Origin of the sequence: Ewingella sp. CoE-038-23 (assembly GCF_040419245.1) — a bacterium.
Classification (GTDB): domain Bacteria; phylum Pseudomonadota; class Gammaproteobacteria; order Enterobacterales; family Enterobacteriaceae; genus Ewingella; species Ewingella allii.
Genome location: NZ_JAZHOH010000001.1, coordinates 1,091,163 through 1,112,592 on the forward strand (window position 1 = coordinate 1,091,163; position 21,430 = coordinate 1,112,592).

Sequence of the window (21,430 nt, forward strand, 5' to 3'; positions counted from 1 at the left end):
GGTAAAAAATAATGAAAATGAAATCGATTAAAAATGTGTTGTTGGTGGTGGCTTCTGTCGCTTTGCTGGGCGCCTGTTCTGACCCGAGTGCCAGTAAGGCCGACCAGCTTCGTCACTCTTACACCAACTGTATCAATACCTCGAATGGCGAAGCCGATAAGCTAGCGACCTGCCAGACCATTCTGGAATCGCTGCAGAAAGAGAAAGCCCATGAGGCGTTTGCAAAGAAAGAAACCGTGCGGGTTATTGACTACCAGAAATGCCTGACGGCGCGTAAAACCGGCGATGGTCAAAGCTATGCCGAGGATTGCGGTAAAATCTGGCAGGAGATCAAAGCCAACAACTCGCCGAGCGCCATGAAGTAAGGTGAGTTGACGGGCGCAAGCGGCAGGGCAGTCAGCCTCGCCGCCAGCCACAATGAAGAACCCCGATTTCTGATGCAGAGATCGGGGTTTTTTAATGTCTGAAGCGAGCGGGGAGGAAATTAGGCATAAAAAAAACCGCTTTTCAGCGGCTAATTTTAGTTCTGCTCCATCTCAGGCAGAACATAACGCATGACTACAGAACTGCAATTACAGTGCTGGTTTATCGTTATGCAGGCTGTCATCTTCACGGCAGTCACCCAGTTCGCAGTGGCCGTACAGATAGAGGCTGTGGTTAGTCAGTTTAATGCCATGTTTCTTCGCAATCTCACGCTGACGCGCTTCGATTGACTCATCGCGGAATTCAATAACGCGGCCGCAATCAAGGCAAATCAGGTGGTCGTGGTGATGCTGTTGGGTCAGTTCGAAAACAGATTTGCCGCCTTCGAAATTATGACGGGTAACGATACCTGCGTCATCAAATTGGTTCAGAACGCGGTAAACCGTCGCCAGACCAATCTCTTCACCCATATCAATTAATTGTTTGTACAAATCTTCCGCGCTGACGTGATGACCTTCCGGCGCTTGCAGCACTTCCAGGATCTTAAGTCGCGGAAGCGTGACTTTTAAGCCAGCTTTCTTCAGTGCGGTATTATTGTCAGTCATGCGGATTCAGTCCTGTTACTATGCTTGTCACGTTGAGGCATGAAGCCTGTGGTATCAGTTCATGGTGAATAGGGGGATCTGTTAACGAAGATCACACTTTTCACGACTGTCGCGATCAGATCGCAACGGCTTGATCAATAGAATAAACCAAGATCTAAGTGTACCTTGATACCGCTGAAAGTTACAATTTTGTAGCGGTTAAATTGTTAATTTCAGTAATAGATTGGCCCTTTCGACGTGTAATCAACGACTCAGGGCCTTTCTTGCTATCAGCTAATGATCAGCCAATGATTTCAGCTAAACTTAATTCTTCGGTGATCTGTTTCACCCATGCATCCACGCGCTCATTGGTCAGTTCTGGTTGACGGTCTTCGTCAATCGCCAGACCGATGAAGTGAGTGTCATCCGCCATACCTTTTGAGGCTTCGTAGTGATAACCGGCTGTTGGCCAGTGTCCTACAATAACCGCGCCGCGTGGCTCGATGATGTCACGCACGGTGCCCATCGCATCACAGAAGTATTCGGCATAATCTTCCTGATCGCCACAGCCAAACAGGGCAACCAGCTTACCTTCGAAATCTATCTCTTCCAGCGATGGGAAAAAGTCGTCCCAGTCACACTGTGCTTCGCCGTAATACCAGGTTGGAATGCCGATCAGCAAAATATCGAATTTTTCCAAATCCTCTTTGCTGCTTTTCGCAATGTCATGTACCTCGGCAACATCTTTACCCAACTGCTTTTGGATCATTTTTGCGATGTTTTCGGTGTTACCTGTATCGGATCCAAAGAAGATTCCTACTACGGCCATAAGATTTCTAACCTCTTGTTCTCAATGAAAAGCCTGATCCTAACTATCCGTTGCGTCGGCCATTTGATTGGCGGAGTGGGGATAGCGGAAATATACCCTAGGCAATAATGCCGCAAATAATAACAAACTCATCACGCAGAGAACATGCCTCTACGCAGCTTGCAGTTAACTAACAAGTTTATCGAGCATTGCCGGCGAGCGTTATCGCCTTTGTGTGTTTTGTGTGGCTATTCGGCTCATACAAAGTGCGCACTCCCTAAGCAAAACTGAAAGAATTTCACGTTGCTCCTAAATTTTACCCACCCAGCGCCGATAGATGAAGCGAGAGGAAACTCGTCAGTACAAGCAATCGATGCCCGGAGAGGTGTTCACCATGTCCCGCGGCCTATGCCTTCCGGCGACCTGTCTTGATTCTCCGCATCCCCGTTAATACACATAAAAAGAAACAGAGCTGTTTCACGAGAGGCACATCGTGCAGTTTTTGAAAAATATTACCATCAGGACCGCAATGCTAGTCATTCTCGGTACATTTAGCGTCATGTGGGCGGGCGTGGCTATCTATACCGTAACTTCACTCAACTCTCTGACCAGAAATGCCGAGATTAACGTGGCATTAGTCAACGATCTCACCTTGATTCATAAAGGAAGCGATCAATATTTTAGAACCCAAACGCGTTTGACTCGTGCGATGTCAGCGTTACAAAACGACCCTAACCAGAAACCGGAGTTATTCGATGGTGCGAAACTGGCACTGACCAATATGACTGACGCACTGGCTGCGTTTAAAAAATCCCCGCATCCGGGACTGGATGACGCCGTGGTGCAGCAGCTGATCACCGACTGGACTAATCTGGCGGAGCAGGGCGCTACGCCGCTGTTCAACGCCGCGAGCAGCAAGAACGCCGAGGCTTATAAGCAGATTTCTACCGTCAACGTTGTGCCGTACAGCGTCAAGTTTGGCGCCTCGGTTGAGAAAGCCAACGCATTGATTGCGGAAGCATTAAAGCGCACTGAAGCCCAATCAGCCTATTTGACTCAAATGAGCAAAATCATTCTGCTGGTGGCTTTCGCGCTGGGCATGGTGATTCTGTTTATCACCGATCGCTATCTGGTGTGGGGATTAGTCAAACCGCTGAATAAAATCCGTGACCAGTTTGCGGTGATTGCGCGCGGCGACCTGACCCACAACCTGGAAGAGTTTGGTAAAAACTGCGCCGGGAAGCTGATTCCATTGCTCAACGTGATGCAAAACAGCCTGATCAACACCGTGCAAACCATTCGCAACTGCACCAATAGCATCTATCAGGGCGCTTCTGAAATTTCTGCCGGTAACAATGACCTCTCCTCGCGCACCGAGCAGCAGGCCTCGGCGCTGGAAGAGACGGCCGCCAGCATGGAGCAGCTGACCGCGACGGTGAAACACAACGCCGACAATGCTCATCACGCCAGCCAGCTGGTGGTGGAAGCCTCTGCCACGGCGCGCAAGGGCGGCACCATTGTCGCTGACGTGGTTAGCACCATGAAGGACATCTCCGGCAGCTCGAAAAAGATTGCTGAGATAACGGCGGTGATCAACAGCATTGCTTTCCAGACCAATATTTTGGCGCTGAATGCGGCGGTTGAGGCAGCGCGCGCGGGCGAGCAGGGGCGCGGTTTTGCCGTGGTTGCCAGCGAAGTGCGTAATCTAGCCCAGCGCAGCGCGCAGGCGGCGAAGGAGATTGAACAGCTGATCAGCGAGTCCGTCTCCCGCGTGGATAATGGTTCGAAATTGGTGGAGCAGGCGGGTAACACCATGGATGACGTGGTGCGCTCGATAACTCACGTCACCGACATCATGGCGGAAATTGCCTCGGCGTCGGATGAGCAGAGCAAAGGGATTAGCCAGGTGGCCGTGGCGGTGACGCAGATGGATAGCGTGACGCAGCAAAACGCCGCGCTGGTGGAAGAGGCGTCGCAGGCCGCGGTATCTCTGGAAGAGCAGGCGGCATTGCTGAACAACGCCGTGGCGACCTTCAAACTGCGCGACAGCGTGACGCGCGTGGGACAGCATCAGGTTGCATCTCAGCGCGCACCTTTACTGCGCCCGGACTTGGGGGCATCTGCCGCCAAAAGCAGTGAAAATTGGGAAACGTTTTAACTAAGGCTGGCGGGTTGCAAGCAACCTAAAATGAGCGGGTAGCCAGAACTGGCTGCCCGCTGAGGTTCAGCTTTCGTGATGATTCAGATGCGCCAATAGCATCTCTTCAATCAACTCACTACGACTGATATTGCGTTCTTCGGCAAGCTTGTTGAGCGTATCAACAGCTTCTGCATTAATTTTTAGCTCGACGCGTCGCAAACCGCTCGCTTTATCGCGACGAAGTTGATTGCGCTTATTAATCCTAAGCTGCTCATCTCGTGAAAGCGGATTTGTTTTCGGACGCCCCGGACGGCGATCATCTGCGAACAGATCAAGCGTCGTGCGATCCAGTTGTTCTTTTGCCATAGGTAGCGGTAAAACCAGGAAAGTTACATCGGAAAACGGCACGCCGTTTCTGACGATTGCCTTACATATTTCGGGCTAATCACCCAACCCAACTTCGAGACGCCCCGCACAACTTATACCCAGTTTGGGGCGGCAAAATTTTAGCGCGCAATCATACCCTAGCCGCGCCGCGATTCACAACGGTTAAAAGCCCAAATTTATAGCTAAATGATTAAGTTATGCAGGCTTTTTGCACAATTTATCCCCAGCTTATTAAACATCAAGCCTCATCGATGAAACGGTGTACAGCACGAAGCACCGCGTCAGGTTTTTCTGCATGAACCCAATGGCCGGTTCCGGCGACCACGTGGGCGCGCGCCTGAGGGAATTGGCTGGCAATGGCGTCGCGATACTTATCTTGCACATAAGGCGACAGGCCGCCGCGAATAAAGAGCGCAGGGTGGTTCCACGCGGGAATGTTTTCCCAGCCGATGATTTTCGCGTACTCGGCCATCAGCACAGGCACGTTGAAACGCCACTCGCCCTGCTGGAAGGATTTCAGCAAAAACTGAATCACGCCTTCTTCTTCTATATATTGACGCATGCACTCGGCAGCGGACTGGCGGTCGCCAGCCTTGGTGTCGCTCACGGCGTTAACCGCGGCAAAAATTTCGTCGTGGCGGCGAGTGTCATAATCCACCGGCGCGATATCAATCGCCACCAGCTTTTCAATCCGCTCGGGGGCCAGCGCGGTCATCGCCATGGCGGCTTTGCCACCCATCGAGTGGCCAATCACTAAGGCTTTTTCGAAGCCGACGTCATCCATGGTATCCAATAAGTCCTGCGCCATGGCGGCATAAGACATGTCATCCGAACGCCCCGACTGGCCATGGTTACGCATATCTACCTGCAGCACCTGATGCTGCTGTTTCAAGTCGCGCGCCAATACCCCGAGATTATCCAGCGTGCCAAACAGGCCGTGGATCAGCAAAACGGGCAGGGTTTGATTCTCGGGCTGGGCAGATTCTTGCAGACGATAATGTAATTTCATGGTGAAGTTCATGCAGATAAACAATCTCATTAGGTTATCATGAGTTGCTGAAAATTTTTAAACCGGAAAGTTTTAGTCAGATACCTGATTGGGATTTCGCGCTGCGAAGCCGTTTGCAGCAGGCGTGAGCAGAAAGCGGGGATAAATCTGCTTTTTGTGTTGCGGCCTGTTCGTTAACGCGCAGAAGTTTGTATAATCCTTTTCGAACGAATTAAGTAGAAAAAACAGTACTGGAAAAAGATGAAAACTATTGAGGTTGACGAAGAACTCTACCGTTATATTGCCAGCCATACGCAGCATATCGGTGAAAGTGCGTCGGATATTTTGCGCCGTATGCTGAAGTTTTCTGCCGGGCAGGAAGCGAAAACCCCTCCTGCCAATGCGGGCGCGCAGGTTGCTGCCGCCACTGCCGCAGAGAAAACGCCTGTCGTTGCTGCTAACACCGCGCGTGATAAAGTCCGCGCCGTGCGCGAACTGCTGCTTTCTGATGACTATGCAGAACAGACCAAGGCAGTGAACCGTTTCATGCTGATCCTGACTACATTGTACTGTCTGAATCCTAAAGAATTTGCTGCGGCGACGGACTCTCTGCACGGCCGTACGCGCACCTATTTCGCCGGCGACCAGCAGACATTGCTGCAAAACGGTAACCATACTAAGCCTAAACACGTTCCTGGAACGCCGTATTGGGTTATCACGAATACCAACACAGATCGCAAACGCAGCATGATTGAACACATCATGCAGTTGATGCAGTTCCCACAAGAACTGACCGACAAAGTCTGCGGTACCCTCTAATTTCAGCGTAAGGGAGATGCACACGTGGCTAAAAACCCTCGTGCAGGACAACCTGCTCAGCAAAGCGATTTGATCAATGTGGCGCAGTTGACGTCACAATATTACGTTCTGCAACCGGACCCGACGAACACTGCCCACGCGGTGAAGTTTGGGACTTCCGGCCATCGCGGTAGCGCGTTGCGTCATAGCTTCAACGAAAACCACATTCTGGCGATTGCTCAGGCAATTGCTGAAGTGCGCAAAGAGCAGGGCACTACTGGTCCTTGCTACGTGGGCAAAGATACCCATGCGCTGTCCGAACCGGCCTTTATTTCCGTGCTGGAAGTGCTGACGGCCAACGGCGTTGACGTGATTGTGCAGGAAGATAATGGCTACACGCCAACCCCTGCGGTGTCTCACGCTATCCTGACCCACAATCGCAAAGGCGGCATTTTGGCTGATGGCATCGTCATCACCCCATCGCACAACCCGCCAGAAGACGGTGGCATCAAGTACAACCCAACCAACGGCGGCCCGGCCGATACTGACCTGACGTCAGTTATTGAAAAACGTGCCAATGCGCTGTTGGCGGCCAAGCTGGCTGGCGTTCAGCGTCAGTCTCTCGACGCGGCGTGGAAAAGTGGCCACCTGCAAGCCGTAGATTTGGTTCAGCCTTATGTCGAAAGCCTTGGCGAAATCGTCGACATGAAGGCGATTCAAAAAGCGGGCTTGAAGCTGGGCGTTGACCCACTCGGCGGTTCCGGTATCGAATACTGGAAGCGTATTGCTAAGCATTACGAATTAGATTTGACGCTGGTGAACGACTCAGTCGATCAGACTTTCCGCTTTATGCATCTCGACCACGACGGCGTGATCCGCATGGACTGCTCGTCTGAATCCGCGATGGCGGGCCTGCTGGCGCTGCGCGACAAGTTCGATTTGGCCTTCGCCAATGACCCGGATTACGACCGCCACGGCATCGTCACCCCGGCCGGTTTGATGAACCCGAACCACTATCTGGCGGTGGCGATTCAATACCTGTTCCAGCACCGTCCGCAGTGGGGCAAAGAGGTCGCCGTCGGCAAAACCCTGGTCTCCAGCGCGATGATTGACCGCGTGGTCGAAGATCTGGGCCGCAAGCTGGTGGAAGTGCCAGTGGGCTTCAAATGGTTCGTAGACGGCCTGTTTGACGGCAGCTTCGGCTTCGGCGGCGAAGAGAGCGCCGGGGCGTCCTTCTTGCGTTTCGACGGCACGCCTTGGTCCACCGACAAAGACGGCATCATCATGTGCCTGCTGGCGGCTGAGATCACCGCCGTCACCGGCAAGAATCCGCAAGAGCACTACAATGCGCTGGCGGCTCGCTTTGGTGCGCCAAGCTACAACCGTATTCAGGCGCCTGCGACACACGCGCAGAAAGCCGCGCTGTCCAAGCTTTCTCCTGAGCAGGTGAAAGCTGACACGCTGGCCGGTGACCCAATCACCGCCCGCCTGACCAACGCGCCGGGCAACGGGGCTTCCATCGGCGGTCTGAAAGTGATGACCAAAAATGGCTGGTTCGCCGCGCGTCCGTCCGGTACTGAAGAAGCTTACAAAATCTATTGTGAAAGCTTCCTGGGCGCCGAGCACCGCGAAAAAATCGAAAAAGAAGCCGTGGATATCGTCAGCAAAGTGCTCGCCGACGCCAAGTAATCCCGACCTCTGCTCCAAAACAAAGCGCTGAATCTTCAGCGCTTTTTTGCTTTCTGCACCTTCTGAAATTCCCCCCGTCATAAAAAAGATATATCGAAATTGCATTTTCGACTTGCTGACGGCTGAAATTCGATCTAGTTTAGATATATCGAAAACACTTCGATATATCTAAATAACCCTATTTTTAAGGATTGAATCTATGTTTAGCAAACTGTTCGAAGGCCGCCATCGCGGCCACGGATGCCGCGAAGAGGGGCACCACCGTCACGGTCATCGCGATATGCGTCGCGGCGGGCGTCATCATTTTGGCGATCGCGATGAGCGCGGCGAAGGCCGTCGCGGTGGTCGTGGGGAAGGCCGCCACGGCGAGCGCGTACAGCGCCTGTTTGAGCACGGCGACCTGCGCCGCGTGCTGCTGGCGCTGGTGGCGAAAAAACCAAGCCACGGCTATGAGCTTATCAAAGCGATTGAAGAAGCCTCGTCTGGCCTCTACGTGCCAAGCCCTGGAGTGATTTACCCGACGCTGACCCTGCTGGAAGAGCAAGACTTTCTGGAAGCCGTCGCTACCGGCAATGGCCGCAAAAGCTACCAAATTACCGAAGCCGGTAAAGTCGAGTTGGCGCAGCATCAGGAAGTGGTCGACATCATCTTCGCCCGTCTGGCCGGGGCAACGCGTCCGCGCGGCGGCAACTTGGCGGAAGGCATTTCCGACGCCATGCATCGCCTGAAACGCGTGCTGCGCGGCAACATGATGCGCGGCGACTTGAGCGCCGAGCAGGTGGCCCGCGTTAATGCCACGCTGGTCAAAGCGGTAGAAAGTATTGAAGCCGAATTCGCCGCCATCGACGCCGAGCTGGCCGCTGCGTCTTCTAAAAATACTCATTCTGAGGAGAAAAAATAATGCCGGGTTACCGTTATCGCATCACCGTTGAACCATTAAGTGACAAGCGCGGCGAGCCGCTGGAAGCCGAAACGCTGGTGTTTGAAGCTGAGAACCACGATGAGATTTTGGGCATTGTGAAGCGTTTGCAGGCGCGAGAAGATTTGGGCTTTGGCGAAGAGAAAACGGCGGCTTTTGCCGTGGGCTTGAAGCTGTTCTCAGAAACCATGATGGAGAACCGCAAGCATCCGCTGTTCGACCCTCTGCGCACCGCCTTTAAAGATTTTATGATGCTGCTGAAAACCGGCAAAGTGCGCGAGCGGGAAGAGTAAAGCAGGTTAGGGCAGGAATCGGTAGCCGACGCCCGTTTCAGTCAACAGATGGCGTGGACGGGTGGCATCGACTTCCAGCTTCTGCCGCAAATGGCCCATATAGATGCGCAGATAGTGGCTGTGCTCGACGTAGTTTGGCCCCCAGACGTGGCTCAATAATTGCCGCTGGGTGATCACTTTCCCGCTGTTAGCCAGCAGCTCCGCCAGCAGGCGAAACTCAATCGGCGTCAGGTGTAAATCTTCGCCATTACGCTGCACGCGCCGATTGACCAAATCCACGCTGACATCAGAGAAACTCACCAGCGGGCTTTCCTGATGGCTTCCGGCATGGCGTCGCAACGCCACGCGCACGCGCGCCAACAGCTCGCCAACGCCAAACGGCTTGGTCAGGAAGTCATCGGCACCCGCGTCCAGCGCGGCAATTTTATCTTCTTCACTGGTTCTGGCTGAAAGCACAATCACCGGGATACTGCTCCAATGGCGCAAATCGCGGATATAATCCAGCCCGTCGCCATCCGGCAAACCGAGATCAAGAATAATCAGGTCAGGCTTGCGCGTACCGGCCTCAATCAGCCCGCGTTGCAGCGTATCGCTCTCGAAAACGCGCAAACCTTCCCCCTCCAGCGCGGTTCGAACAAAGCGCCGGATCTCTTTCTCATCTTCAACAATCAAAATATTAATGGGAGATGAAGTCACATTTCCTCAATTATGTCAGTGTCCATTTCTGGCAGTGATTCCAAAGGTAAGCGGAAGCGGAAGCGTGCGCCGCCGTTAGGGCCATTTTCTGCCCAGATCTCGCCGTCGTGTACCTCAATAATGGCACGACAAATGGCTAATCCCAAGCCCACGCCGGGGATTGCTGACTCTTTATTACCGCGAGAGAATTTGTCGAAGATGGCGCGCTCGCCGCCGGACATAATTCCCGGCCCGTTATCCCACACTTCCATCTCCAGCCACTCCTGCTGCGGCGTGGCGCGAATGCCAATGGTTGCCCCCGAACCGGCGTATTTATGAGCATTTTCCAGCAGGTTGATAAACACTCGCTCAATCAGGCTGCCGTCGCAATTGACCAGCAATAGCTCTTCCGGCAGCTCGATTTTGATTTCGTGGCTGCTGAGCACGGTTTCCAACATGCGCAGCGCGCTGCCGATGATCTCTTCCACCGACTGCCACTCTTTGCGCAGGTTAAAGCCGCCGGACTGAATGCGCGCCATATCCAGCAAATTGTTCACCAGCCGGGTGGTGCTGAGGACTTGTTGGCGAATCTGATTAGCCTGCGGCGCGTGTTTCGAGCCTTCTGACGCTAAATCTAACGTCAGGATTTCTGCCTGACCGAACAGCACGGTGAGCGGCGTGCGCAGGTCGTGGGAGAGGGCGGAGAGCAGCGAGTTGCGCAGCTGTTCGCGCTCGGCGTCCAGCCGCGCGCTTTCGGCGCTGGCGGCTAAATCTAAACGCTCGAGGGCGTTGGCGACCAGCACGGTGAAGGTTTGCAGCAGTCGCTGCTGCTCCGGCACCATCAGTTGTCGGGCGTTGGTCGGCTCAACCGCCAGCAGGCCGCGCGACTGGCCTGAGGCCACCAGAGGCAGCAGTTGGTAAGGCACGCCCGCCAGCGTGTCGGTGCCTGCTCCGGCGGGCATCTGCTTGTCAAAACTCCAGCGCGCAATGGCGTCATCCACCACGATGCTGGCGCCTTCATCGCTGGCCGCCGGAGCCAGACCGCCATTTTCCTGCGGCAGTAAAACCGCGGTTTTGGCGTGCAGGCTGGAAGAGATAAAGTGGCGGCTGGTTTGGGCAATGGCGTCTGGCGTCAGTGCCTGACTTAAACCTTTCGACATTTCATACAGATGCTGGGCGCGCTGTTCGCGGTGACGGGCAATGCGCGCCTGATAGCGCACCCCAGCGGTGAGATTGCCAATCAGGATGCCGACAATCAGCATCACCGCGAAAGTCACCAGATACTGCGCGTCGGTGACCGCCAGCGAGCCTCGGGGCTGCACAAAGAACAGGTCGAAGCTGGCGACGTTAATCACCGCGGCCAGCGCCGACGGCCAGCGGCCATAAAATAGCGCGACGATCACCACACCGAGCAGGTAAACCATCACCAGGTTGGCCTGATCGAAGGCCGGGATCAGCCACTGTGAGAATAGGGTGATCAGCGTACAGAGCGCCACGGCCACGGCGCAGCCCTGAAGCTGGCGGCGGAATTTCTCGGCGAAGGTGCGGGCGTCGTGCTCTTTGCGGCTCGGGATCGCCGGAGCATCTTCCAGCCCGATGATCATCAAATCTAAATCTGGCCCGATGCGCGCCAGGCGGTCGGCGAAGCTGCCGCCAAGCTTCCAGCGCTGCTCTTTGCGCCGCCCCATCAGCACTTTGCCCAGGCGGTGCTCGCGGGCATAGCGCAGAATGGCTTTCTCTTCCTGCGGGTCGGAGAGGGTGGCGGTTTCGGCTCCCAGCTCCTGCGCAAGTTTTAACGAGCGCAAAATCGCCCGCCGCTGGCCTTCTGGCAGACGATGCAGGCGCGGGGTTTCGACATACACCGCGTGCCAGATGCAGCCCAGACGCGCCGCCAGCCGCGAGGCGACGCGCACTAATTTCTCATTGCCGCCGCCGTGACCAATGCACAGCAGCAGGGCGTCGCGAGTGTGCCAGACGCGGTGGACGCCCTGATCATCGCGGTATTCGCGCATCTGGTCATCAACCCGGTCGGCGGTGCGGCGCAGGGCTAATTCGCGCAGCGCAATCAGATTGCCTTTGCGGAAGAAATGCTCGATGGCGCGCTCGGCCTGACCGGGAATATAGACTTTGCCCTCTTTCAGACGCTGGCGCAGCGAGTCCGGCGGCAGGTCCACCAGCACCACTTCGGTGGCGTCATCAAATAGCCGGTCAGGGACAGTTTCGCGAATAATAATCCCGGTAACGCCGCTGACCACGTCGTTCAAACTCTCCAGATGCTGCACGTTGACGGTGGTAAACACGTCGATTCCGGCATCTAAAAGCTCATCAATATCTTGCCAGCGCTTCGGATGGCGCGAGCCGGTGGCGTTGCTGTGCGCCAGTTCATCCATCAGGATCAGGGCAGGGTGGCGGGCGAGGGCGGCGTCGAGATCAAACTCCTGCACCAGACGACCACGGTGCTGAATGCGTTTCGGCGGCAGCAGGCTCAGGCCGGGCAGCAGGGCCTCAGTCTCTTTACGCCCGTGGGTTTCCACCACGCCGACCAAAACATCGAGGCCCGTGGCGCGTAAACGCTGGGCCTCTTGTAACATGGCAAAGGTTTTTCCAACGCCCGCACAGGCACCGAAAAAGACTTTTAATTGACCGCGCGGCTTCTCATTAGCGAGCGCCAGAAGACTATCGGGGTCGGGGCGTTGTGATTCTTCCACCATGTGTTTTCCCATCATAATTTAGAAAGCCGAACGGGCGCAGCATGTTGCATTTTCCGAGGGGGAATCTCGAAAGGTGCAGCGTGTTGCGCCCTAATCACTGATCCTCTTTATCTAGAGGACATCTTTATTCGAACCCTTACTGCGCTTTCAGGTTGTCCAGCGCATGGTTTAATTCAAGCACGTTGACCACGGTTGGGCCGATAAAGCTCGCCAGCGGCGACGAGGTATTATCATCAATCAGTTTATTGACTTGCGCCAGCGTTAAGCCACGCGCCGTTGCCACGCGCTGGGCCTGCCACTGTGCGGCTTCCACCGAAATTTGTGGGTCAAGGCCGCTGCCCGATGCGGTGACTAAATCCACCGGAACCTGTGGCGAACTTTGTGGGTTCGCTTTACGCAGTGCCGCCACGCGATCCGCCACGGCTTTGTCCAGCGCCGGATTGCTCGCCGCCATGTTGCTGCCGCCGGACGCCATTGGATTATAGGGGGTATCGGACGTCGCCGACGGACGCCCCCAGAAATAGTTGTCGCGAGTGAAGTTCTGGCCAATCAGCTCAGAACCGACAATCACGCCATTGTCACGGATCAGCGAACCTTCAGCGCGGTAGTTGAATACCGCGGTGGAGATCCCGGTGGTGACGAACGGGTAGACCACCCCGGTCGCCAGCGTCAGCAGCACCGTCATCACAATCGCAGGGCGTAGGTAGCTCATGCGGGTTGGCGCTGGAGCTTGGTTAGCAGACTGAGCACGTAAAACAGACATAGTCTTTATCCCTTAACTTAAGTGTAAAACGGTGAGGATCACGTCGATAATCTTGATACCGATAAACGGCACCACCAGACCACCCACGCCATAAATCCACAGGTTGCGACGCAGCAGCGACGCGGCGCTCATGGCTTTATAACTCACACCGCGTAACGCCAGTGGGATCAGGAACACAATCACCAAGGCGTTGAAAATCACTGCTGACATAATCGCCGAAGCAGGGGAGGTCAGGTGCATCACGTTCAGCGCGTTCAGCTGCGGATAGGTCGCCGCGAACGCCGCCGGGATAATGGCGAAATACTTCGCCACGTCGTTGGCGATACTGAAGGTGGTCAGCGAGCCGCGCGTCATCAGCATCTGCTTACCGATATGCACCACTTCAATCAGCTTGGTCGGGTTGGAATCCAGGTCCACCATGTTGCCGGCTTCTTTCGCCGCTTGGGTACCTGAGTTCATCGCCACCGCCACGTCAGCCTGTGCCAGAGCAGGGGCGTCGTTGGTACCGTCGCCGGTCATCGCCACCAGACGGCCTTCTGACTGGTATTGGCGAATCAGCGCCAGCTTGGCTTCCGGCGTGGCTTCGGACAGGAAGTCATCCACCCCGGCTTCGGCCGCGATAGCCGCAGCGGTCAGACGGTTGTCACCGGTGATCATCACCGTTTTGATCCCCATCTTACGCAGCTCGGCAAAGCGCTCTTTGATGCCACCTTTGACGATGTCCTTCAGCTCAACCACGCCCAGAACGCGCGCACCTTCAGCCACGACCAGCGGCGTACCGCCTTTACGAGCCACGTTTTCCACCAGGCCTTCGATAGCCTGCGGGAAGCTGCCGCCGTTGGTTTCCACGTGGCGACGAATGGCGTCCACCGAGCCTTTACGAATGCTGCGGTCACCGATGTTCACGCCGCTCATGCGGGTTTGCGCAGAGAACGGAACAAAGGTGGCGTTCAGCGAATGAATATCGCGTTCGCGCAGGTTAAAGCGCTGTTTTGCCAGCACCACGATGCTGCGGCCTTCCGGCGTTTCGTCCGCCAGTGAGGATAACTGTGCGGCATCGGCCAGTTCCTGTTCCGTCACCTGAGGTGCGGGAAGGAACTGCGATGCCTGACGGTTACCCAGCGTAATGGTCCCGGTCTTGTCGAGCAGCAGCACGTCAACGTCACCCGCCGCTTCTACAGCACGGCCGCTGGTGGCAATCACGTTAGCTTCCAGCATGCGGCTCATACCCGCCACGCCGATGGCCGACAGCAGGCCGCCGATGGTGGTAGGGATCAGACAGACTAACAGCGCGACCAGTACGGTGACGGTGACTGGAACGCCCATGTGGCTGGCGTCAACGCTAAACAGCGAGAACGGATAGAGCGTGGCGGTGGCTAGAACGAACACCAGCGTCAGCGCAACCAGCAGAATAGTCAGAGCCACTTCGTTTGGCGTTTTGCGACGTTTTGCGCCTTCCACCATGGCGATCATCCGGTCAAGGAAGGTGTCGCCTGGGTTCGCCGTACACTCAACAATCAGCCAGTCAGACAGCACGCGAGTACCGCCGGTGACGGAGGAGAAGTCACCGCCTGACTCACGAATCACCGGTGCGGATTCACCAGTAATGGCGCTTTCATCCACTGACGCTCCGCCGACCAGCACTTCACCGTCGCACGGCACGGTATCACCGGCTTCGATCAGCACCATGTCGCCTTTACGCAGGCTGTCGGCGGCCACTTTAACCACCGGAGATTCCGGACGCGGTTCGTAGATTTTCTTCGCCCAGCTGGTCTTCTGCACGCCTTTCAGGCTCTGTGCCTGCGCCTTGCTGCGGCCTTCTGCCAACGCTTCGGCAAAGTTGGCGAACAGCACGGTGAACCACAGCCACAGCGACACGCTGCCGGTGAAGGCGGCGCTGCCGTCAGTCTGTTTGAACAGAATAGCCAGCCAAATAATGGTGGTCAGAATACTGCCCAGATACACCACGAACATCACCGGGTTACGCCACTGGACGCGCGGGTCCAGTTTCTTCACCGAGTCGAGCAGTGCGGTGCGGATCAGGCGCGGTTCAAACAGCGCACGTTGTTTACGAGTCATTTTCTTAATCTCACTCATTATCAGTTCAACGGGTTACGCGGCATTAATGGCCGGACCACACCTGCAAATGTTCTGCTACCGGACCGAGGGCCAGGGCCGGAACGAAGGTCAGCGCACCAACCAGCAGAACCGTACCGACCAGCAGGCCGATAAACAGTGGGCCGGAGGTAGGCAGCGTACCGTTGCCCGCTTTCTGACGTTTTTTCGCTACCAGTGAACCAGCGATAGCCAGCACCGGCAGAATCACCCCAAAGCGACCGAAGAACATACATACCGACAACAGCACGTTATAGAACGGGGTGTTGACGCTTAAACCACCGAAGGCGCTACCGTTGTTGTTGGCGGCAGAGGAGACGGCATACAGCACTTCGCTAAAACCGTGGGCGCCCGGGTTGGAGATACCGGCACGGCCTGCGTCAGTCACCAGTGCCAGCGCGGTACCCAGCAACACCAGCGTTGGTGTCACCAGAATCGCCAGCGCGGTCATCTTCATGTCGTAAACATCAATCTTCTTACCAAGGTATTCCGGCGTGCGGCCAATCATCAGGCCAGCGATAAACACCGTCAGCAGCACGAACAGCAGCATGCCGTACAGGCCAGAGCCGACGCCGCCGAACACCACTTCACCAATCTGCATCAGCCACATTGGCACCAGACCACCAAGGGCGGTGAAGGAGTCATGCATGGCGTTCACCGCACCGCAGGAGGCGGCGGTAGTGACGGCAGCAAAGAAGCTAGAAGCTAAGATGCCGAAGCGACTCTCCTTACCTTCCATATTGATATTGCTGGTCGCACCGAGCTGCGTGAAGTGCGGGTTACCCTGCAATTCGGCGTACATAATGACCACCACCGACACCACGAAAATCACTGACATCGCCCACACCAGCGCGTGGCCCTGACGGTTATCACCGACCACGCGACCGAACGCAAAGCACAGTGCGCAAGGGATCAGGAAAATCGACAGCATCTGCACCATGTTGGTCATGGCGGTTGGGTTTTCGAACGGGTGCGCTGAGTTAGCGCCGAAGAAGCCACCGCCGTTAGTCCCGAGCATTTTTATCGCTTCTTGAGAGGCGACTGGGCCCATTGGCAACAGCTGCTGCGCGCCTTCCAGCGTGGTCACGTGCTGATAAGCTTCGAAGTTCTGAATCACTCCTTGGCTGACGAAGTAGAGCGCTATCAACAGAGAAATTGGCAGCAGCAGATAAATCGTGATGCGCCACAGGTCTGCCCAGGCGTTACCAATGGTGTGAGCCGAAGGGCGCGCGAAAGCGCGGATCAGCGCAAAGGCCACGGCAATACCGGTGGCGGCGGACAGGAAGTTCTGCACCGTCAAACCAATCATCTGGCTGAAGTAGCTCAGCGTGCTTTCGCCGCTGTACGCCTGCCAGTTGGTGTTACTCACAAAGCTGACTGCTGTGTTGAAAGCCAGATCCCAAGACAAACCGCCGAAGTTCTGCGGGTTCATTGGCAACCAGCCTTGCGCCAACAGCATCACCATCAAAACGACGATGCCTAAAATGTTGAACACCATGATGGCGAGGGCGTACTGCCACCAGTTCATTTCTGTTTCGGAACTACCTGCTGTGCGAAATACCCCACGATCAAAACGTTGTAACAACCCTACAGGCTGACCTTCAATCAGCTGAGCAATGAAATTCCCCAGTGGTTTTGAGAGCAGCAATAACACCAACATAAAGCTGGCGATCATTAAAAAGCCCGAAGCTGCCATTTTTAAAACTCCTCCGCATTAAGCAGGGCATAAACCAAGTAGCCGAGTAACAACAGAACCAGCAGTGCGCCGCAGATTACGCCAACAGTCACAGTCCACCTCCACAGGTGTTTTTTTATGTTGCAGCGAGGATAGGGAATCGCAGGCAAAGATCCTGAAAAGAAAGCAGTCTTCAGTATAAAAATTATATAAAAATCCCGGCGCACTTTGAGTTGTCTCGGCGTTGGCTGCCCTCACTCACCCCAGTCACTTACTTATGTAAGCTCCTGGGATTCATTCAGTTGCCGCCTTGATACAACTCAAATGGCTTGGGATTTGGCTCTGTGCCACAGGGACTCACTACAGCGCCAATGGCTGGGATTTGGGCTGGGAGAGTAAAAATCTGATAGGTGATCGAGTTGTTATGAAAATGAAATGTAAAAAGTGTTTTTATTTAACTTTTCTGTAACTCAATTACATCGATAGGCAAAATTTGGTGTTTTTTTACACTTTAAGTGGTCAGATGAGTAGTAAACTTTCAGCCATTGCGGTAAAATTTTGTTCAATTTACAGATTCCATTAATTCTTAAACATTTCCGAAAGGAGCAACGCTATGTCTGATTACACGCCGTATACGCTGACCCGTATTCTTGTTCGCCGCGCTCTGGTGCTTGCCGCAGGCGTGCTGGCATTACCGGTGATGCTGTTCCGCCAGGACCGCGCCCGTTTTTATAGTTATTTACACCGCGTCTGGCTGAAAACCAGCGATAAGCCTGTTTGGCTGTCGCATGCCGAACTCGCTTCGCAAGATTTTTATTGATCTTTGCTCCTTCCCTTCCTGATAAGGAAAGAAGCTAAAAACCCCGACTGAAAAGCCGGGGTTTTTTATTACCTCAATCTAAAGTTGTACAACATTATTTTGTTGTATAACTTATACTGATTCATAACGAGGGCAGATAGCTCTTTTCCTAAGTGCCATGGCCAACATCATCAGGGAGTTGCTAATGAGTGAACACATTCCGATCGGCATCAGTGCCTGCCTGCTGGGGGAGAACGTGCGTTTTGACGGCGGCCACAAGCGGCTGGCTTTCGCCGTTGAGCAACTTGCGCCCTATGTACGCTTCGAAGCAATTTGCCCTGAGATGGCAATTGGCCTGCCGACGCCGCGTCCAGCCTTGCGTTTGGTTCGTCAGGATGACGGCGTGGCGATGCGTTTCAGTAATGATGAATCCATTGATGTGACAGAGAAAATGCAGAGTTATGCCGAGGAGCGCATTGAGCCTTTGGGGCATCTGTGTGGCTATATTCTCTGCGCCAAGTCGCCGAGCTGTGGCATGGAAAGAGTGCGGGTCTACAGCGCCAACGGCAAAGACGGCAAGAAATGCGGCGTGGGCATTTATGCCGCCGCGTTGATGAAACGCTACCCGTGGCTGCCAGTGGAAGAGGATGGGCGGCTCAATGACCCGGTACTGCGTGAGAACTTTGTCGAGCGCGTGTTTGCCTTATATGAGCTTAACCAGCTGCGGGCCAGCGGCCTGTCGCGCGGCAAGCTGATGGCTTTCCACAGCCGTTACAAACTTTCGCTTTTGGCACACTCCCAGCCACAATATCGCGAGTTAGGCCGATTCGTCGCGGGCATGGCCGAGTGGACTTCTCTGGAAGAGTACTTCGTCGAATATCGCCAGCGGCTGATGAATCTGTTGCAGCACAAGGCCACGCGCCGCAATCACACCAACGTATTGATGCACGTTCAGGGCTATTTCCGCCGCCAGCTTAATGCTCACCAGCGCCAAGAACTGACCCAGCTTATCGACCGCTATCGTCAGGGCGTTCAGCCTCTGCTGGCACCCATCACCTTGCTTAAACACTATATGGCTGAGTATCCGGACGCTTATCTGGCGGATCAGCGGTATTTTGAGCCGTATCCAGAGGCTCTGCGGTTACGCTACGGCCATTAATGAAGGATCTTTATGACTACCCATCTCGTCTGGTTCCGCAACGACCTGCGTATCACCGATAACCGCGCGCTGCACGCCGCCTGCGAGGACCCGCAGGCTAAGGTGCTCGCGCTATTTATCGCCACGCCGAAACAGTGGCAACAGCACGTCATGGCGCCGCGTCAGGCGGCCTTTATTTACCAGCACGTTCAGGCTTTGCAGGCTTCCCTGGCCGAGCGTGGCATTCCGCTGTTCTACCAGCAGTGCGATGACTTCGCCGCCAGCAATGTCTGGCTGAAGGATTTCTGCGCCGAGCATAACGTGGATGCGTTGTTCTACAACCGCCAGTATGAAATCAACGAGTTAGAGCGCGACGCCGCCCTCGAAAAAAGCCTCTCCGGCGAGGTCATTTGTCGCAGTTTTGATGACAGCCTGCTGTTACCCCCCGGCTCGGTAACTACCGGCGAAGGCAGCATGTACAAGGTCTACACGCCGTTTCGCCGCGCCTTTCTTGAGCGCCTGACCGAGTCAGACAGCCGCTCGCTGCCTGCGCCGCAGGCGCGTGAAAACGGCGAGGAGGTCAAACTGCACGCGCTGACTCCCTTCGACTATCCGCAGCAGGAGATTGGCGATGACTTCCCGGTCGGCGAAGAGGCGGCGCGTGACCGTTTACGCCGTTTTTGCCGCGAGCAGGTGCAGGATTATCTCGAGCAGCGCGACCTGCCCGCCGTCGACGGCACCAGCTCGCTTTCCCCTTATTTAGCCATCGGCGTGCTGTCGCCACGCCAGTGCTTTAACCGCCTGCGCACCGAATGCCCGGACGTGCTCGAGCGCCGCGACGGCGGGGCCTTTGGCTGGCTGAACGAGCTGGTGTGGCGCGAGTTTTACCGTCATTTGTTGGTGGCCTGGCCGATGCTGTGTAAACACCGGCCTTTCATCGACTGGACCGATAATGTCCGCTGGCGGCACGCGCCGGAAGATCTTCAGGCGTGGAAAGAGGGTAAAACTGGCTATCCGATTGTCGACGCGGCCATGCGCCAGTTGAACGCCACCGGCTGGATGCACAACCGCCTGCGGATGATTGTCGCCAGTTTCTTGGTCAAAGATCTGCTGATCGACTGGCGCGAGGGCGAACGCTATTTTATGTCGCAACTGCTGGATGGCGATTTGGCGGCCAACAATGGCGGCTGGCAGTGGGGCGCGTCCACCGGCACCGACGCCGCGCCGTACTTCCGCATTTTCAACCCCACCACGCAGGGCGAGCGTTTTGACAAAGCCGGGCGATTTATCAAAGCTTGGGTGCCGGAGTTGACCGATGTCCCAGAAAAAGGAATTCACCAGCCACATCAATGGGCTGAGAAAACCCAGCGCGTGCTAGACTATCCTCAGCCGGTTATCGATCACTCCACCGCCCGTAAAGACACACTGGCGGCGTTCGAGGCGGCGAAACGAGGGAATCAGCCACAGGGCTGAGAACCAACAGAAATCTTCACCACACACGGAGCGATGTGATGAGAAACAAAATGTTGGCGCTGATCCTGGCGTGTTCCGCGAGTCAGGCATTCGCAGGTTTTGACGTGGTGGCGCTTGGCGTTCACGGCGGCGTTGAGGAGGGCAACCTGACCTCCTATCTGATTCGCAGCGATGACCAAAAAGTTTATCTCGGGCTGGATGCCGGTTCGGTTCTGCCCGGGATCAGTAAGGCGCTGGAAAAGGGCGCCTTTCCTCAGGTGACGCCAGAAAATGCCGCGCCTTACACCCCGCAGGGCGCGGTTTTCCGCAATCTGATTGGCGGCTACTTCATCAGCCACGGCCATCTAGACCACCTTGCCGGGCTTATCATCAGCTCTCCCGAAGACAGTAAAAAACCGATTTACGGCACCGCCGATACCATCGGCACCCTGCGCCAGCACTACTTCAACGGCAAAGTGTGGCCGAACTTCACGGATACCGGCAGCGGCCTGCGCATTGGCACCTATCGCCTGAATGCGCCGCGCCCGGCCCAGCGTTTTTCCGTCGGGCTTACCGGGCTTGATGGCGTGATTTACCCCCTCAGCCACGGCGGTACGCCGTCGAGCATGATCCTGCTCAGCCGCAATAAAGAGTCTTTTGCCTACTTTGGCGATACCGGCCCGGACGCGGTGGAGAAGTCGAACAATCTGGCGGCGGTGTGGCAGGTGCTGGGTGCTGAGGTGAAAGCCAAGCGGCTCAAGGGCATCATCATCGAAACCTCTTATCCCGACGACGTGGCCGACGGCAAGCTGTTTGGTCATCTGACCCCTGAATGGCTGCTCAAAGAGCTGAAAGTCTTGGAAACCGCCAGCGGCGGCAAAGGCTCTCTCGACGGCCTGAGTGTGATCATCAGCCACATCAAGCCCAGCCTGAAAGCCGGTGAAAATCCAGAAACCGCAATCATGCAGCAGTTGGAGAAAGGCAATGACCTTGGGGTGAAGTTTATCAGGATGCAGCAGGGCGACCACTTAACCTTATAGCCAGCCGTGTTGAAGGTTGGGTGTTAGCGGCTT

The 21,430-nt window shown here is 55.4% G+C and carries 20 protein-coding genes; 10 read left to right on the top strand and 10 right to left on the bottom strand.

Going from position 1 to position 21,430, the window contains the following annotated elements; all coding sequences use genetic code 11:
• The first annotated feature begins 26 nt into the window (after positions 1-26).
• Positions 27-365, top strand: coding sequence for a ChiQ/YbfN family lipoprotein (gene chiQ, locus V2154_RS05225; RefSeq protein ID WP_437342023.1), 339 nt, complete (start codon positions 27-29; stop codon positions 363-365).
• 207 nt (positions 366-572) lie between these two features.
• Here chiQ and fur read toward each other — a convergent pair whose 3' ends face one another.
• Together fur and fldA are read right to left on the bottom strand one after the other, a co-directional pair.
• Positions 573-1,028, bottom strand: a complete 456-nt coding sequence (fur, locus tag V2154_RS05230; protein ID WP_034788397.1) for a ferric iron uptake transcriptional regulator — start codon at positions 1,026-1,028, stop codon at positions 573-575.
• A gap of 280 nt (positions 1,029-1,308) precedes the next feature.
• Complete coding sequence (fldA, locus tag V2154_RS05235) at positions 1,309-1,836, bottom strand: flavodoxin FldA (RefSeq protein WP_034788400.1); 528 nt, start codon at positions 1,834-1,836, stop codon at positions 1,309-1,311.
• Between the two features lie 472 nt (positions 1,837-2,308).
• Between fldA and V2154_RS05240 the strand changes: the two genes are divergently transcribed.
• On the top strand, positions 2,309-3,973 hold the full coding sequence (locus tag V2154_RS05240) for a methyl-accepting chemotaxis protein (protein ID WP_353501349.1): 1,665 nt from the start codon (positions 2,309-2,311) through the stop codon (positions 3,971-3,973).
• A 66-nt stretch (positions 3,974-4,039) separates the two neighbouring features.
• Here the strand turns inward: V2154_RS05240 and ybfE are convergent, their stop codons facing one another.
• Complete coding sequence (gene ybfE / locus V2154_RS05245) at positions 4,040-4,321, bottom strand: LexA regulated protein (RefSeq protein ID WP_034788646.1); 282 nt, start codon at positions 4,319-4,321, stop codon at positions 4,040-4,042.
• 259 nt (positions 4,322-4,580) lie between these two features.
• Positions 4,581-5,363 carry an esterase gene (ybfF, locus tag V2154_RS05250; protein ID WP_353503923.1) on the bottom strand — a complete coding sequence of 261 codons (783 nt, stop codon included), beginning with the start codon at positions 5,361-5,363 and terminating at the stop codon, positions 4,581-4,583.
• A gap of 228 nt (positions 5,364-5,591) precedes the next feature.
• On the opposite strand from ybfF, the gene seqA reads away from it, so the two are divergent.
• The 4 genes from seqA (at position 5,592) to V2154_RS05270 (ending at position 9,029) form a co-directional block, all read left to right on the top strand.
• Positions 5,592-6,149 (top strand): replication initiation negative regulator SeqA, encoded by a 558-nt coding sequence (gene seqA, locus V2154_RS05255; protein WP_353501350.1) that lies wholly within the window; start codon positions 5,592-5,594, stop codon positions 6,147-6,149.
• Between the two features lie 24 nt (positions 6,150-6,173).
• Positions 6,174-7,817, top strand: coding sequence for a phosphoglucomutase (alpha-D-glucose-1,6-bisphosphate-dependent) (gene pgm, locus V2154_RS05260; protein ID WP_353501351.1), 1,644 nt, complete (start codon positions 6,174-6,176; stop codon positions 7,815-7,817).
• Between the two features lie 199 nt (positions 7,818-8,016).
• A complete protein-coding gene (locus V2154_RS05265; protein WP_353501352.1) occupies positions 8,017-8,718 on the top strand; it encodes a PadR family transcriptional regulator in 702 nt (233 codons plus the stop codon).
• On the top strand, positions 8,718-9,029 hold the full coding sequence (locus V2154_RS05270; RefSeq protein ID WP_353501353.1) for a DUF3861 domain-containing protein: 312 nt from the start codon (positions 8,718-8,720) through the stop codon (positions 9,027-9,029). Before V2154_RS05265 ends, V2154_RS05270 begins: the two co-directional genes overlap by 1 nt.
• A 6-nt stretch (positions 9,030-9,035) precedes the next feature.
• Here the strand turns inward: V2154_RS05270 and kdpE are convergent, their stop codons facing one another.
• The 6 genes from kdpE to V2154_RS05300 all read right to left on the bottom strand — a co-directional run bounded on the left by kdpE (position 9,036) and on the right by V2154_RS05300 (position 17,081).
• Positions 9,036-9,725: a two-component system response regulator KdpE gene (gene kdpE, locus V2154_RS05275; RefSeq protein ID WP_034788424.1), complete on the bottom strand. Its 690-nt coding sequence runs from the start codon at positions 9,723-9,725 to the stop codon at positions 9,036-9,038.
• Positions 9,722-12,415 carry a two-component system sensor histidine kinase KdpD gene (kdpD, locus tag V2154_RS05280; RefSeq protein WP_353501354.1) on the bottom strand — a complete coding sequence of 898 codons (2,694 nt, stop codon included), beginning with the start codon at positions 12,413-12,415 and terminating at the stop codon, positions 9,722-9,724. The genes kdpE and kdpD overlap by 4 nt, the downstream gene beginning before the upstream one ends.
• Positions 12,416-12,551: 136 nt before the next feature.
• The gene (kdpC, locus tag V2154_RS05285) at positions 12,552-13,127 is read right to left on the bottom strand and encodes a potassium-transporting ATPase subunit KdpC (protein ID WP_353503924.1); all 576 of its coding nucleotides are present in this window, start codon (positions 13,125-13,127) and stop codon (positions 12,552-12,554) included.
• 63 nt (positions 13,128-13,190) lie between these two features.
• Positions 13,191-15,257: a potassium-transporting ATPase subunit KdpB gene (gene kdpB / locus V2154_RS05290; protein ID WP_353501355.1), complete on the bottom strand. Its 2,067-nt coding sequence runs from the start codon at positions 15,255-15,257 to the stop codon at positions 13,191-13,193.
• Positions 15,258-15,300: 43 nt separating this feature from the next.
• Positions 15,301-16,989, bottom strand: a complete 1,689-nt coding sequence (gene kdpA, locus V2154_RS05295) for a potassium-transporting ATPase subunit KdpA (RefSeq protein WP_353501356.1) — start codon at positions 16,987-16,989, stop codon at positions 15,301-15,303.
• Positions 16,990-16,991: 2 nt separating this feature from the next.
• Complete coding sequence (locus tag V2154_RS05300; RefSeq protein WP_100937756.1) at positions 16,992-17,081, bottom strand: K(+)-transporting ATPase subunit F; 90 nt, start codon at positions 17,079-17,081, stop codon at positions 16,992-16,994.
• 500 nt (positions 17,082-17,581) lie between these two features.
• Between V2154_RS05300 and V2154_RS05305 the strand changes: the two genes are divergently transcribed.
• The 4 genes from V2154_RS05305 to V2154_RS05320 all read left to right on the top strand — a co-directional run bounded on the left by V2154_RS05305 (position 17,582) and on the right by V2154_RS05320 (position 21,397).
• Entirely contained in the window at positions 17,582-17,788 is a 207-nt protein-coding gene (locus V2154_RS05305; protein WP_100937755.1) for a YbfA family protein, read from the top strand.
• A 184-nt stretch (positions 17,789-17,972) separates the two neighbouring features.
• Entirely contained in the window at positions 17,973-18,926 is a 954-nt protein-coding gene (locus V2154_RS05310; protein ID WP_353501357.1) for a YbgA family protein, read from the top strand.
• Between the two features lie 12 nt (positions 18,927-18,938).
• Positions 18,939-20,378, top strand: coding sequence for a deoxyribodipyrimidine photo-lyase (gene phrB / locus V2154_RS05315; RefSeq protein WP_353501358.1), 1,440 nt, complete (start codon positions 18,939-18,941; stop codon positions 20,376-20,378).
• A 38-nt stretch (positions 20,379-20,416) separates the two neighbouring features.
• Positions 20,417-21,397: an MBL fold metallo-hydrolase gene (locus V2154_RS05320; RefSeq protein WP_353501359.1), complete on the top strand. Its 981-nt coding sequence runs from the start codon at positions 20,417-20,419 to the stop codon at positions 21,395-21,397.
• Positions 21,398-21,430 lie beyond the last annotated feature (33 nt).